This is a genomic window from Vibrio sp. 1401, assembly GCF_033340295.1.
The window spans coordinates 108,864-123,718 of record NZ_JAWOWF010000009.1 but is presented as its reverse complement, the minus strand read 5'-3'; the positions used below and the strand labels follow the sequence as shown (position 1 = coordinate 123,718).

Annotated in this window: 8 protein-coding genes and 5 pseudogenes; all 13 read right to left on the bottom strand. The window is 42.1% G+C overall.

The annotated features are described in order from the left end of the window. Positions 1-85 precede the first annotated feature (85 nt). Positions 86-304, bottom strand: coding sequence for a hypothetical protein (locus tag R7Z77_RS07545; RefSeq protein ID WP_033905291.1), 219 nt, complete (start codon positions 302-304; stop codon positions 86-88). A gap of 196 nt (positions 305-500) precedes the next feature. Then, positions 501-714, bottom strand: a pseudogene (locus R7Z77_RS07540) (hypothetical protein); the annotation flags it as partial. A gap of 63 nt (positions 715-777) precedes the next feature. After that, positions 778-1,680 (bottom strand): immunity 49 family protein, encoded by a 903-nt coding sequence (locus tag R7Z77_RS07535; RefSeq protein ID WP_033905290.1) that lies wholly within the window; start codon positions 1,678-1,680, stop codon positions 778-780. Positions 1,681-1,848: 168 nt separating this feature from the next. Next, positions 1,849-2,748, bottom strand: a complete 900-nt coding sequence (locus tag R7Z77_RS07530) for an immunity 49 family protein (protein ID WP_248525200.1) — start codon at positions 2,746-2,748, stop codon at positions 1,849-1,851. Positions 2,749-2,916: 168 nt separating this feature from the next. Next, complete coding sequence (locus tag R7Z77_RS07525; RefSeq protein ID WP_206971530.1) at positions 2,917-3,798, bottom strand: immunity 49 family protein; 882 nt, start codon at positions 3,796-3,798, stop codon at positions 2,917-2,919. A 16-nt stretch (positions 3,799-3,814) separates the two neighbouring features. Beyond that, positions 3,815-4,324: pseudogene (locus tag R7Z77_RS07520) on the bottom strand (type IV secretion protein Rhs); the annotation flags it as partial. A 175-nt stretch (positions 4,325-4,499) separates the two neighbouring features. Further along, the gene (locus R7Z77_RS07515) at positions 4,500-5,390 is read right to left on the bottom strand and encodes an immunity 49 family protein (RefSeq protein ID WP_033905285.1); all 891 of its coding nucleotides are present in this window, start codon (positions 5,388-5,390) and stop codon (positions 4,500-4,502) included. A 1-nt stretch (position 5,391) separates the two neighbouring features. After that, a pseudogene (locus R7Z77_RS28885) lies at positions 5,392-5,852 on the bottom strand (type IV secretion protein Rhs); the annotation flags it as partial. A 28-nt stretch (positions 5,853-5,880) separates the two neighbouring features. After that, a pseudogene (locus R7Z77_RS07510) lies at positions 5,881-6,773 on the bottom strand (immunity 49 family protein). A gap of 707 nt (positions 6,774-7,480) precedes the next feature. Next, the gene (locus R7Z77_RS07505) at positions 7,481-8,380 is read right to left on the bottom strand and encodes an immunity 49 family protein (RefSeq protein WP_064353919.1); all 900 of its coding nucleotides are present in this window, start codon (positions 8,378-8,380) and stop codon (positions 7,481-7,483) included. Further along, positions 8,370-9,416 (bottom strand): annotated as a pseudogene (locus tag R7Z77_RS07500) (type IV secretion protein Rhs); the annotation flags it as partial. The gene R7Z77_RS07505 and the pseudogene R7Z77_RS07500, both read right to left, overlap by 11 nt. Positions 9,417-9,482: 66 nt before the next feature. Then, the gene (locus R7Z77_RS07495) at positions 9,483-10,385 is read right to left on the bottom strand and encodes an immunity 49 family protein (RefSeq protein WP_053350543.1); all 903 of its coding nucleotides are present in this window, start codon (positions 10,383-10,385) and stop codon (positions 9,483-9,485) included. Next, positions 10,378-14,775 carry an RHS repeat-associated core domain-containing protein gene (locus tag R7Z77_RS07490; protein WP_064353917.1) on the bottom strand — a complete coding sequence of 1,466 codons (4,398 nt, stop codon included), beginning with the start codon at positions 14,773-14,775 and terminating at the stop codon, positions 10,378-10,380. Before R7Z77_RS07490 ends, R7Z77_RS07495 begins: the two co-directional genes overlap by 8 nt. Positions 14,776-14,855: the final 80 nt, after the last annotated feature.

Sequence of the window (14,855 nt, the reverse complement as noted above, 5' to 3'; positions counted from 1 at the left end):
AGAAGTTCACCTGAACCCAGAAAAAGAAGCTGCTTGATAATTAATCAAGTAGTGACAACTAGCTTGAAAAACGCCGGGGCCCTCCTTATATAAAATAAGTTTTTTCCGAGCCACTATATTGAGCAATTACAGACGTAACTGCCTTTCTATCACCATTATTTATTTTCAAAGTAAGCCCTGACTTTCCTAGCAAGGCTTTTAAATCGCACTCATTATTAGTAACCCACTTTTTAAGAGCCATATCATTAATAATGTTATCTCTGAAATTTATGAGTATAGTCACAAGATCATCTTCAAAATTCATTTTATCCTCAACTTTGTAATGGGATAACCTAGCTATCGTCCCAACTTTTAGTTTCTCCTAGAAATTGATTAACTCCACCTTCACCGACTGCTGGGTAAAAATCGCTCGTAGGCTCCCATCCAACGCTTAATGCCCCCAAAAAGGGCGAGATACCGTTAGTTTTATTAATTCATTGACTGGAATTTTGACTAGAGCTTCTGATATGTTTTTTACCTTTTGGCTTTCGGATTTTGACTTGCGAGAGAACGCCATCTTCTCCGACGGATGACTCTTTTGCTGCCTCTAAAATCTGATCGCAAACCTCTTGGGGGAAAGTTATTTTGTGCCTGATACTCTGCCAACATTTGCTGTAAGCGTTTTTCACAGAGGAAACCTGTTGAGTCAATCCACTAGATGGAGTTGATTGAATATCGGTAAACATATAATCCACCTCGTGAAAGGTGGATTATTTACTGAATTGCTAACTAAAGGATTTATCGAGTGATCTTCCCTGCTTTTACATCTTCTAACCAATGTCCTTCGACGAGATAAGGAGGAAGCCAACTGGTTTCAATAGATAGACGGTTGCCTTTGTCATACCACATACATGCCATACCAAGCAGAGGGAAAGATATGAAGGTTTCTATAGAAATTAAGCCCTCTGGCTTATCGAGCCTCATTTGGTATTGCTCTTGGAACTGTAGGTTCTTAATGAGTACTTCTTCAAAGTCATAACCGATGTCAGTTGTCAGGGCCGCAAAAGTTTCCAAAATACCCATGGCGATTTCTAATGCCCAATCATCACCCTGAGAAACTGCCGCGTCCATCGCGGCCACCAGTTTATCAGGGTAGTCCGACGTGCGGTTATGGAACGACTGAATGACATCTACTAGCATATAAGACAGCTCACCCGCTTTGGTAGAGCTCTGTCTCATCAAAGAAACCGGAAAGTTCGCCAATACATCCATGCTAGGTTTATCACGCACAATCACCGAAGTAAAATAAGCATCAAGCCACATTGAAGGACAAATAAAGCCTGTTTTAAAAATACCTTCACCATCCCATGTCACTTCTGGATAGCCGAGTATCTGGATACTTAATTCTTCATTGGGATTCATAGCAAGTTGATGATAACAGGCTCCCATTAAAGAAGTTTCGTAAAGACGTAATGTACAAATTTGTTCGTCTTCATGCGTAGTTTGAAACCAGGTATACCAGCGAGCCTGGTCGATGGCAAAATCACCAAGACTAACCAAGTTTTCTCGCCTGACCTTAAGACCTTCTTTTCTGTTATCTAAAACCCGGTTTATAAAATTTTTTTTACTCACAATGGCTTGTGTGTCAAGTTCAGGATTTGCTTTGCGCTCTACAATCTTGATCGATTCTTTACTTTGCATTTTGACTTAATCCTTTTGAATCAATTTTAAACTCTACTACTTCTACTACTACGTCTGAGGGCTTCAAGCTATTCGAGTAAAAGGGCTTAGGTATCTTTAAAAAGGACACATAATGCCAAGTGTAACGCAACAAAACGTCAGAAATGATGACCTAGCTCCCTTTGAATCTTAGCGAATTATATTTCCGGCTTTTACATCCTCTAACCAACACCCTTCGACGAGATATGGAGGAAGCCAACCAGTTTCGACAGATAAACGGTTGCCTTTGTCGTACCACATACAAGCCATGCCAAGCAGAGGGAAGTTAATAAAAGTGCGGATGCCTGTCCTATCTGGTCCTAATTCTCGAAGATGATATTTTTCTTGGAATTGTAGGTTTTTGACTAGCACTTCCTCAAAGTCATAACCAATGTTAGTAGTGAGCGCTGCGAAGGTCTCTAGGATCCCCATCGCAATTTCCGACGCCCAGTTATCCCCTTGAGCTACCGCTGCGTCCATTGCTGCAACCAGCTTATCAGGATAATCCGATGTGCGATTGTGGAACGACTGAATGACGTCTACTAGCATATAAGACAGCTCACCCGCTTTGGTTGAGCTCTGTCTCATCAAAGAAATCGGAAAGTTCGCCAATACATCCATGCTGGGTTTATCACGAACGATGACAGAGGTAAAATACGCATCTAGCCACATTGAAGGACAAATGAAGCCCATTTCTAAGATACCTTCACCATCCCATGTTACTTCTGGATAACCGAGTATCTGAACAGTTAATGGCTCATTCGGAAACATAGCCAGCCGATGATAACAAGCCCCCATTAATGAAGTTTCATAAAGACGTAATGTACAAATTTGTTCGTCTTCATGTGAGGTTTGAAACCAGGTATACCAGCGAACCTGGTCAATGGCAAAATCACCAAAACTAACCAAGTTTTCTCGCCTGACTTTAAGACCTTCTTTTCGCTGTTCTAATATCTTATTGATGAATTCTTTCTCAGAATAAACTCCACTTTCACTCAGCTCAGGATCTGCTTTGCGTTCTACAATTTTGATTGTTCCTTTACTTTGCATTTTAACGTAGTCCTTTGGAATCAATTTTAAACTCTGCTACTTCTACTACTACGTCTGAGCGCTTCAAGCTATTCGAGTAAAAGGGCTTAGGTATCTTTAAAAAGGACACATAATGCCAAGTGTAACGCAACAAAACGTCAGAAATGATGACCTAGCTCCCTTTAAAGCTTAGCGAATTATATTTCCGGCTTTTACATCCTCTAACCAACACCCTTCGACGAGATAGGGAGGAAGCCAACCAGTTTCGACAGATAAACGGTTGCCTTTGTCGTACCACATACAAGCCATGCCAAGCAGTGGGAAGTTAATAAAAGTGCGGATGCCTATCCTATCTGATCCTAATTCTCGAAGATGATATTTTTCTTGGAATTGTAGGTTTTTGACTAGCACTTCCTCAAAGTCATAACCAATGTTAGTAGTGAGCGCTGCGAAGGTCTCTAGGATCCCCATCGCAATTTCCGACGCCCAGTTATCCCCTTGAGCTACCGCTGCGTCCATTGCTGCAACCAGCTTATCAGGATAATCCGATGTGCGATTGTGGAACGACTGAATGACGTCTACTAGCATATAAGACAGCTCACCCGCTTTGGTAGAGCTCTGTCTCATCAAAGAAATCGGAAAGTTCGCCAATACGTCCAAGCTAGGTTTATCACGAACGATGACAGAGGTAAAATACGCATCTAGCCACATTGAAGGACAAATGAAACCTGTTTTTAAAATACCTTCGCCTTTCCAAGTTATTTCAGGATGATCAGGTACCTTAACCGTCAAAGGGCTTTCAGGTTTTTGAGCTAGTCGATGATAGCTAGCTTGCATTATCGAGGCTTCAAATAGACGCAGCGTTCCTATTCGGTCATTTAGTTCAGACACTGGAAACAAAGTATATAACCTAACTTGCTCCCAAACCCCGTCTGTTAGATATATCAAGTTTTCGCGCTTTATTGTGATACGATGTTTTCTTTTCTCTAAGTTTTTTTCTATTTGTTTTGTATAGTAATTAAGTTCCTCAGTATTCAACTCGTAGGCTGCTTTTCTATTTATCTTTTTCATACTAACTTTACTTCCCTTAACCTAATTCTTCGAGGCTAATATCAAACTCTTTTACATTCACTTTAGATACGCCATCTGAAGCATCAATTTCTGTTGTACCAGCTTTTTGTTCAGACATTAATTTAACGATTTCCGCCGCATATTTGCTTGTCCCTTGCTGATATGCTTCATTGCCAATTTTACGACTGCCGAGCGGCCTGCTGCCACCCTTAGCCTCGACGATGATGATTTCTTCAGTATCATCTGAGAGGTACACCATATTGAAATCACCTGGTTTCGATCCCTAAGTTGCAAGGTCTTTGGGATGGCTCAACTTAGCATTAGGGCGTATATTCCGAATAAAGTCATCCGCGACCAACTCACCAATTTTTGCAGACTGCTGGTTAATATTACCAATTTGAGCGTGATATCCCTCTTTGCTAGCTCGAGCGTCCATTGCCTCTTGACGCTCTTTCAAGCATTCATCAATTTTTGCTTTGTTTCTTTCTGTTAGCTCATAATCACTCGTATTGAGTTCAGACTTTTTTATACTATGCCAGTATTGGCTGCCCCAAACCTGTTGGGTCAATCCACTGGATATGGTGGACTGCATATTGGTAATGCCACCAATGATGGAGCGTTCAACAAACAACAAGCTCCCCACCTCAAACGTAAAAGCCACCCCATGAGAGATGGCTTGTATATTGATTTGCTAAAGGAGTTTATCGAATGATCTTCCCTGCTTTTACATCTTCTAGCCAACGTCCTTCGACGAGATAAGCTGGAAGCCAACCAGTTTCAACTGACAAACGGTTGCCTTTGTCGTACCACATACAGGCCATGCCAAGAAGAGGGAAAGATATGAAAGTTTCTATAGAAATCAAGTCCTCTGGCTTATCGAGCCTCATTTGGTATTTCTCTTGGAAATGTAGGTTTTTAACGAGCACTTCCTCAAAATCATAACCAATATTAGTAGTGAGCGCTGCGAAGGTTTCTAGGACCCCCATCGCAATTTCCAACGCCCAGTTATCCCCTTGAGCTACCGCTGCGTCCATTGCTGCAACCAGCTTATCAGGATAATCCGATGTGCGATTGTGGAACGACTGAATGACGTCTACTAGCATATAAGACAGCTCACCCGCTTTGGTAGAGCTCTGTCTCATCAAAGAAATCGGAAAGTTCGCCAATACGTCTAAACTTAGCCTGTCACGCACAACTGTCGATATGAAATACATATCAATCCATCTATTAGGATTTATGCACCCCGTTTTTAAAATACCTTCCCCGTCCCACTTTACTTCAGGATAGTCGAGAATCTTTATAGTTAATTCACCATTGGGATTCCTAGCAAGTCGATGATAACAAGCGCCCATTAGAGAAGTTTCGTAAAGACGTAATGTACAAATTTGTTCGTCTTCATGCGAGGTTTGAAACCAGGTATACCAGCGAACCTGGTCAATGGCGAAATCACCAAGACTGACCAGGTTTTCCCGCCGGATTTTAAGGCCTTCTTTTCTTTTATCTAATATTTTATTGATAAATTCTTTCTCAGAAGAAACCCCACTTTCACTCAACTCAGGGTTTGCTTTGCGTTCTACAACTTTACTTTGCATTTTAAATTAGCCCTTTAGAATTAATTTTAAACTCTGCCACTTTTAGTTTTACATCCGATGCATCCCCGTTCTCTTGAATGCTTGCTTGAGTATGTATATATCGAATAGGTATGCCGGATAAAGCTGCATCTTGGATTTGTCTTGCTGTTATTTTTCAGTCGTCCCTTCCTTTTTTCAGACATTAGGTTGGTGATTTCTGCAGTGTATTCGATATGCCATATTTCCAATTTTTCTGCTACCCAGCGGGCTGCTACCCCCTTTAGCCTCAACAATGATAATTTCACCTGGTGGAGACTCTTCCACATCGTAAACCATATCAAAGTCGCCCGGCTTCGAAATTGAGGTTCCAATATCTTTGGGATAAAGCAGCTTAGCATTAGGACGCTTACTCCGGACAACGTCATCTGCGGCCAACTCACCAATTTCTGCAGATTGCCGATTAATCTTGGCGATTTGAAAGTTATTATACTGAATTGCTAACTAAAGGAGTTTATCTAGTGATCTTCCCTGCTTTTACATCTTCTAGCCAACGCCCCTCGACGAGATAAGGAGGAAGCCAACCGGTTTTAATAGATAAACGGTTGCCTTTGTCGTACCACATACAGGCCATGCCAAGAAGAGGGAAGGATATGAAAGTTTCTATAGAAATCAAGTCCTCTGGCTTATCAAGCCTCATTTGGTATTTCTCTTGGAACTGTAGGTTTTTAACGAGCATTTCCTCAAAGTCATAACCAATGTCGGTAGTGAGCGCCGCGAAGGTTTCTAGGATCCCCATCGCAATTTCCAACGCCCAGTTATCCCCTTGGGCTACCGCTGCGTCCATTGCTGTAACCAGCTTATCAGGATAATCCGGTGTGCGATTATGAAACGACTGGATGACATCTACTAACATGTAAGACAGCTCACCCGCTTTAGTAGAGCTCTGTCTCATCAAAGAAATCGGAAAGTTCGCCAACACATCCATGCTAGCTTTGTCACGGACGATGACAGAGGTAAAATAGGCATCTAGCCACATTGAGGACAAATGAAGCCTGTTTTTAAAATACCTTCGCCTTTCCAGGTCACTTCTGGGTATCTAGGTAATTGAATACTTTGAGGTTCGTCAGGCCTCATCGCTAACTGATGATAAAACGCGCGCATTAATGACGCTTCATACAGGCAAAGTGTTCCGATTTGTTCATTTTCTATGGAGTGTGGGAACCACGAGTACCATCTCACTAGATAAAACGATTCATCACTTAAAGCAACTAAGTTTTCTCTACGAATACTGATTACCTCTTTGCGCGTGTCAAGGTCTTCATCAATATCAGAACTATAGCCTTTGATTAACTCCGAGGTCAGCTTTGGATCAGCATTTCTTTTTATTTTAATTTTGTCAGACATTTTAAAACTTCCCTAAATCTACATTAAATTCTTTTACTTTAATCTTTGAAACTTTCCCTGGTTCAGAGATTGGGGTTTTAGTATGTATCTATCTAATTGGGCGTCCACTCCTCGAAGCGTTTCTTATTGATTTAGCTGTTTCCCACTCTGTTGTATTTCGCCCATTCCTAGACATCTTACCAACTATTGCCGCTGCATATTTAGACGTTCCTTGCTGACATGCTTCGTTTCCTATTTTTCTACTACCCAAAGGACTGCTCCCCCTTTGGCCTCAACAATGATAATTTCACCTAGTGGTGGCTCTTCCACCTCGTAAACCATATCAAAGTCGCCCGGCTTCGAAATTGAGGTTCCAATATCTTTGGGATGAAGCAGCTTAGCATTAGGACGTTTACTCCGAACAAAGTCATCCTCGACCGTTTCACAATTTTTGCCGATTGTCTATTGATTTTACTTATTTGCGCGTTATATCCATCTTGGCCAATCCGAGCGTCCATTGCCTCTTGACGCTCTTTCAAGCATTCATCAATTTTTGCTTTGTTTCTTTCTGTTAGCTCATAATCACTCGTATTGAGTTCAGACTTTTTTATACTATGTCAGCATTGGCTGCCCCAAACCTGTTGGGTCAACCCACTGGATATGGTGGACTGCATATTGGTAATGCCACCCCATGAGAGATGGCTTATATATTGATTTGCTAAAGGAGTTTATCGAATGATCTTCCCTGCTTTTACATCTTCTAACCAACGTCCTTCGATGAGATAGTGAGGAAGCCAACCAGTTTCAACAGATAGACGGTTGCCTTTGTCGTACCACATGCAAGCCATGCCAAGCAGAGGGAAATTAATAAACGTGCGGATCCCTATTCTATCTGGTCCTAATTCTCGAAGATGATATTTCTCTTGAAACTGTAGGTTTTTAACGAGCACTTCCTCAAAATCATAACCAATGTTAGTAGTGAGCGCTGCGAAGGTTTCTAGGATCCCCATCGCAATTTCCAACGCCCAGTTATCCCCTTGAGCTACCGCTGCGTCCATTGCTGCAACCAGCTTATCAGGATAATCCGGTGTGCGGTTGTGGAACGACTGAATGACGTCTACTAGCATATAAGACAGCTCACCCGCTTTGGTAGAGCTCTGCCTCATCAAAGAAATTGGAAAGTTCGCCAATATGTCCATACTTGGCCTGTCACGCACAATTGTCGATATGAAATACATATCAAGCCATCTATTAAGATTTATGCACCCCGTTTTTAAAATGCCTTCCCCGTCCCACTTTACTTCAGGATAGTCGAGAATCTTGATAGTTAATTCATCATTGGGATTCATAGCAAGTCGATGATAACAAGCGCCCATTAGAGAAGTTTCGTAAAGACGTAATGTACAAATTTGTTCGTCTTCATGCGAGGTTTGAAACCAGGTATACCAGCGAACCTGGTCAATGGCGAAATCACCAAGACTGACCAGGTTTTCCCGCCTGACTTTAAGACCTTCTTTTCTGTTATCTAAAACCCGGTTTATAAATTTTTTCCGATTCACAATGGCTTGTGTGTCAAGTTCAGGATTTGCTTTTCGCTCTAAAAATTTGACCGATTCTTTACTTTGCATTTTGACTTAATCCTTTTGAATCAATTTTAAACTCTGCCACTTCTAGTTTTACATCTGAGGCCTTACCACTTTCAGGGATATTCGCTTGAGTATGTATATATCGAATAGTTCTGCCGGATAAAGCGGCGTATTGAATTTCGTCGGCAGCTAATTTTTCAGTCGTTCCTTCCTTTTTTTCAGACATTAGGTTGGTGATTTCGGCAGTGTATTCCGTTGTCCCTTGCTGATATGCCATATTTCCAATTTTTCTGCTACCCAGCGGGCTGCTACCCCCTTTGGCCTCAACAATTATAATTTCACCTGGTGGCGGCTCTTCCACCTCGTAAACCATATCAAAATCGCCCGGCTTCGAAATTGAGGTTCCAATATCTTTGGGATGAAGCAGCTTAGCATTAGGACGTTTACTCCGGACAAAGTCATCCGCGGCTAACTCACCAATTTTTGCAGACTGTTGGTTAATATTGCCAATTTGAGCATTATATCCCTCTTCGCCAGTTCGAGCGTCCATTGCCTCTTGACGCTCTTTCAAGCATTCATCAATTTTTGCTTTGTTTTTTTCTGTTAGCTCATAATCACTCATATTGAGTTCTGAGTTTTCTTTATACTCTGCTTTATTCAGCACAAGATCTTCAGTGAAGATCGTGCAACCTTCTTCCTCGCCAACTTTCTCTGAGTCAAAAACATGCGCATTTACAAATTCCTCAATCCCAACAACATACTGCACTTCGTGTCTGCTGCCATCTGAATGATTGATATGACGATAAAAAGTAATCTCGTTTCTCTCACAATGAATATGGTCTAAATCGTATTCATATCGAATATTGTTTTTACCTTTGGGTTTTCGGATTTTGACTTGCGAACGAACGCCATCTTCTCCGACAGATGACTCTTTTGCTGCTTCTAAAATCTGATCGCAAACCTCTTGGGGAACGTTGTTTTGCGCCTGATACTCAGCCAGCATTTTCTGCAAGCGTTTTAGCCCTTCTTCACAAAGAAAACCTGTTGGGTCAATCCACTGGATGGGGTTGATTGAATATCGGTAAACATATAAGCCACCTCGTGAAAGGTGGCTTATATACTGAATTTCTATATAAATGATAATTTATCGTGTGATCTTCCCTACTTTTACATCTTCTAGCCAACGCCCTTCAACGAGATAAGGAGGAAGCCAACCGGTTTCAACAGATAAACAGTTACCTTTGTCGTACCACATACAAGCCATGCCAAGCAGAGGGAAAGAGATGAAGGTTTCGATTGAAATCAATTTTTTAGGAGCATCCAAGCGCATTTGATATTGCTCCTGGAACTGCAGGTTCTTAATGAGTACCTCTTCAAAGTCATAATCAATATCGGTTGTCAGGGCGGCAAAGGTTTCTAAAATGCCCATGGCGATTTCTAATGCCCAGTCATCACCCTGAGCAACTGCAGCGTCCATTGCTGCGACTAGCTTATCGGGGTAATCCGATGTGCGGTTGTGGAATGACTGAATCACATCCACCAGCATGTAAGAAAGCTCACCAGCCTTCGTAGAACTTTGTTTCATCAGAGAAATCGGAAAGCTCGCCAATACGTCCATACTTGGCCTGTCACGCACGATCACCGAAGTGAAATAAGCATCAAGCCATCGGTTAGGGTGTAAACACCCCGTTTTTAAAATACCTTCACCTTTCCAGGTTACTTCCGGGTATCCAGGTAATTGAATACTTTGAGGCTCGTCAGGTCTCATGGCGAGCTGATGATAAAATGCACGCATTAATGATGCTTCATATAGACATAGTGTGCCGGTTCTCTCATCATCATTTAATGGAGGTAGCCATGTATACAGGCGAATTTGCTCAGACACATCATCACTCAAATAAACCAAGTTTTCTCTTTTTATCGCAATGCGCCTTTTTCGTTTATCTAAGTTCTCTTTTACTTCTTCTCTGTAAGCATCTATTGCCGCTTGAGTTAGACTAATATGAGCCAATCGCTCAATCTTTTTTAATTCCTTGGCATCAAACATTTCCAAATTCTCCCATGTCTATATCAAATTCTTTCGCTTTAATTTTCGAGACTTTACCATCTGAAGATATTTCTGCTTGTGTATGAATATAACGAATCGGAATATCATCTTTGATAGCGGATTTGATGTGATTTGCAGCAATCTTTTCCGTTGTACCTTGTTCTTGCTTAGACATCTCACCAATAATTGCTGCTGTATATTCAGTTGTCCCTTGCTGATATGCCATATTTCCAATTTTACGACTGCCGAGCGGGCTACTGCCACCCTTAGCCTCGACGATGATGATTTCTTCAGGATCATCTGAGAGGTACACCATATCGAAATCACCTGGTTTCGATCCCGAAGTTGCAAGGTCTTTGGGATGGATCAACTTAGCATTAGGGCGTATATTCCGAACAAAGTCATCCGCGACCAACTCACCAATTTTTGCTGACTGCTGGTTAATTTTAGCAATTTGGGCGTTATGCCCTTCTTCGCCGCTACGCGCATCCATTGCCTTTTGACGTTCTGCTAAACACTCATCAACCTTTTGTTTGCATTCTTCAGAAAGTTTGTATTTCTCATCCTCATCCTTATTATTGAATTCGAATTCTGAGTTATCCTTGTAATCCGCTTTATTCAGCACTAGGTCCTCGGTGAAGATGGTGCAGGTCTTATCGCCACCGACCTTCTCTGAATCAAACACGTGAGCATTAACAAACTCTTCTATCCCGACTACGTACTGCACTTCATGTTTGCTTCCGTCAGAATGATTAATGTGGCGATAAAAAGTAATCTCGTTCTTCTCGCAATCAATATGGTCTAAATCGTATTCATATCGAATATGATTTTTACCTTTGGGTTTTCGGATTTTGACTTGCGAGCGAACGCCATCTTCTCCGACGGATGACTCTTTTGCTGCTTCTAAAATCTGATCGCAAACCTCTTGGGGGACATCGCTTTGCGCCTGATACTCTGCCAACATTTGACCCAAGCGTTTTAGCCCTTCTTCACATAGGAAACCTGTTGGGTCAATCCATTGAATTGGGTTGACTGCATATTGGTAATGGTTAATGCCACCAGCAATAGATATCGGATCTTGTTGGATAAAGCGTCCTAGCTTAGGATCGTAATACCGAGCGAGGTTGTAATGTAAGTTGGTTTCTTGATCGAAGTACTGTCCTTGAAAACGCAGTGGATTTGCTACATTTTCAATATGTACATGAGCAAAGCCGTTAGCATCGTAGCTGGCACTCCATACAACATTCCCTTCGCAATCGATTAGTCGCTCTGGTTTACCAACTTGATCGCACTGGTACCAATAAATAACGTCATTTTCTAGCAGTGCCACTGGCGTGTAAGTTTCGGGTTGATATAGGTACCAACGGAAAGCACCTGAAGAGCGTTCACCAATTAAACGTTCACCTTCCCACAGGAACTCCTTAACGCCTTTTTGTGTAATTTTTTTCGTTCTGCGCCCTAATGCATCATATTCATATTGACTGATACCATCGTCGGTGTGAACTTCAATGAGCTGATTTAACGCATCAAATACGCGAGTCTGAACGTGTCCTTGCCCCTCACGTTTTGTCTGGTTTCCTTGCGCGTCATATTTGAACCGTACATCATCGTGTACTTCAATACGATCAGCGAATACCTCTGAAGTTGGCAAAGTAGGATTGCCAAAACTATCGTATTCAAATTTAGTCACATCTCCGGAAGCATTGACTCGTTTAAGTTGCCCTAAGGTATCGTACTGATAGTGCGTTGCTCCTGCCGTATTATCAATGATTGATGAAATACGGTTTTGTGCGTTGTAAACGTACTTTTTCTCTCTATCTGGCCAATGCTGTTCAACCAAACGACCAACACCATCATAAATGATGCGCTCATTAAAATATGCCGTTTCAATTTGGGAAACGCGTCCCATTTCATCGTAATGAAATTTGATTTGAGGTAAATCTAGGTTTCCAAACCGAATCGCTGAAAAACGCCCATATCGATCGTAAGAGAAGTTCAGTTCCGTATTATCTGGCAGTACCTGAGATACGCGTTGGCCAACTCTGTTAAACTCCTGCGCTATCTCAAACTGGCCTTGAATGCGCTTTGTTAAATGCCCAAATGAAGAGTATTGGTATTGCAATGTTTGATGGCGATTGGATGCTAAAGTAAGTCGCCCACCAAGCGTATAATTGAAGTGGTTCTCTACAATACTGCTACCATTTCCTGCTTTGACGTGCATGAGATAACCCGCAGCGTCATAGCGATACAGCACCGTTCTATCGGCGACTTGCTTACGATGGAGCCGCCCCATATGATCATAATCAAATTGGCTTTGTAGATTATCAAACCCAATAGTTCCTGATAGCTGGCCTTCATCGTCATACAGGAATTCGAACTCTAAGCCGTCACTCCGAACTAATTTAGTCAGGTTACGTTGTTGATCGTATTCGTAAGAAATATGGCTGCCATCGGGAAAGATGACTGCTTCTTGTTGCGCGAGTGCTCCCCATTGATACGAGGTAATGCCTGCTGGCGTCCGAATCTGAGCAACACGACTGTGCTCATCGTAAGAATATTCTTCGCTATAACCGACTTTGTCTTCGTCGTTAAAATAACGAACTGATGTACGCCTGCCAAATTGATCATAAGCGAGTTGAGCAATACACCCATCGGGATAAGCAACGCCATTCACTAAATCTTCTTCATTGTAGCTGTAACGAAGTAATGTACCGTCTATTTCATTCGCGATAAGTCTTTGTTGTTCATCCCACCACCATTGACTTTTCTTACCATCTTCAGACTCTTTTTTGACGACTTGCCCGTGTTTATCGTAATCATATTCCGTGACACAGCCAAACTGGTCGGTATCCCAAACTCTTTGACCGAGGCTATTGTAGTAAGCCTTCTCGATATCCCCATCTGGCGAAACCGTTTTAACTAACTTACCTAAGCCGTCATAGCCATATTGAATTTCTTTGCCAGAGGAATGAAACTTAGAAACCAATTGACCATGCTGATTATATTGATAATTGACCGTTGACTGATCAGGATAGATAGCTTGTGCTTTTCTTCCTAATTCATCATATTGCCATCGCCAAGTTTTACCTGTGGGGCTTATTTTCTCGAGTAAGTTACCCTGCTCGTCATGCAAGAAAGACCATTGATGATCTAACGAGTCAGAATAAGAAGAGTGATTTCCCTGATAATGGAAGCGATAGTCATAAATTCCTGCGTCCCCAACGTTCCTGATGCATTTCGCGTTAGCACCTTCGCCATCCCATTCAAAATAATGAGTAAAGCCAGTTGGTCGTACACGCTTGACAATTAAATGGCCGCGGTATTGATACTGTTCCTTTAAGCCTAAATGATTAGTTGCACTGACCAAATCATCGTGCTCATCATAGGTATAAGTTGTCAGAACTTTTTGGGACTTTGCATTAAGCAGTTCTACAAGGCGGCCTTGCTTATCATATTGACATTCAAGAACCGGACGCTTGTTATATGCGATCTCGATCAATCGATGGTTTCGAGAATACTGCAATTGAAACGTTGAAAACGTGCCATTTCTAACTTGTTTAACAAGCCAGCGATCATCTTTTTGCTCAAACCGATATTGATGCCCATTAGCGAGCGTTACAATCCGAGTTGTTGAGCTCAGGAAATAACAGCTCGCACCAGCGTATATTTGATAACTTGTTGCTCCAATATCTACTGGCTCAAATTCTGTGATATCGGCCTTATCGTCAACAAACTCCCAAGCGATAACATTGTCTTTCTCGTTCGTCTTTTCGCGTAATTCAAACTGAAATGCATGTCGCCAACCAAAGCCCATTCCATGATTTACATCCGACTGCGAAGAGCGGTAAGTACGCTGCCAAGTAGTACCTTGTTGTAGCTCGATATCATAGAGTTCGAGAATTTCTTCACCCGTCACAAGTGATACAGGATCACCGGCTTTCTCATGTTTTTCGCTGCTTTGTTGCTGAGGCTTGGCGGATGCGGCACTTCTGCCACTCTTTTTATTCGACTTCCCCTTTCCCTTCGATGGTTTTGCATTGACGGTATTTTGAGTCGGTGGAGGCGTAACCGCCGACGAGAGTGCGTAGTTTTCGCCGGTAGGTACAATTCGAGCGACATGCAAGTCACCGTTCACCAAAGCATTGGCAAACGTTGAATTATAGTGTTGGGAAGTAAGCTCACCGTCAGGTATGTTTGGCTTGAATTGACCAATCGCATAGAACAAATCCTCGACATAGCGAAGGTCAAGCTCACCAAAGCTCTCAAGAAACTCTATTGCCTCTTGTTTGGTCACGAATGTTTTAGGTTCGCCGCTAGTAAGTAACTGACCAGAGAAGTGATAACTTTCGCCAAAGCGATTCGTGATAGGAATGACGAATTGAGGGATCATAGCCGTAACGTGTTTGTCCTTTTCTTACCTTGCCGCATCATTTAATGCTCGTTTCGCTCTTTTTATTTGTGAGAGCAAGA

What these genes read in the sequence shown, in the direction of transcription:
- R7Z77_RS07505 (WP_064353919.1), bottom strand. Translation starts at nt 8,380, where the DNA reads ATGCAAAGTAAAGAATCGGTCAAATTTTTAGAGCGAAAAGCAAATCCT.
- R7Z77_RS07525 (WP_206971530.1), bottom strand. Translation starts at nt 3,798, where the DNA reads ATGAAAAAGATAAATAGAAAAGCAGCCTACGAGTTGAATACTGAGGAA.
- R7Z77_RS07535 (WP_033905290.1), bottom strand. Translation starts at nt 1,680, where the DNA reads ATGCAAAGTAAAGAATCGATCAAGATTGTAGAGCGCAAAGCAAATCCT.
- R7Z77_RS07495 (WP_053350543.1), bottom strand. Translation starts at nt 10,385, where the DNA reads ATGTTTGATGCCAAGGAATTAAAAAAGATTGAGCGATTGGCTCATATT.
- R7Z77_RS07530 (WP_248525200.1), bottom strand. Translation starts at nt 2,748, where the DNA reads ATGCAAAGTAAAGGAACAATCAAAATTGTAGAACGCAAAGCAGATCCT.
- R7Z77_RS07515 (WP_033905285.1), bottom strand. Translation starts at nt 5,390, where the DNA reads ATGCAAAGTAAAGTTGTAGAACGCAAAGCAAACCCTGAGTTGAGTGAA.
- R7Z77_RS07490 (WP_064353917.1), bottom strand. Translation starts at nt 14,775, where the DNA reads ATGATCCCTCAATTCGTCATTCCTATCACGAATCGCTTTGGCGAAAGT.
- R7Z77_RS07545 (WP_033905291.1), bottom strand. Translation starts at nt 304, where the DNA reads ATGAATTTTGAAGATGATCTTGTGACTATACTCATAAATTTCAGAGAT.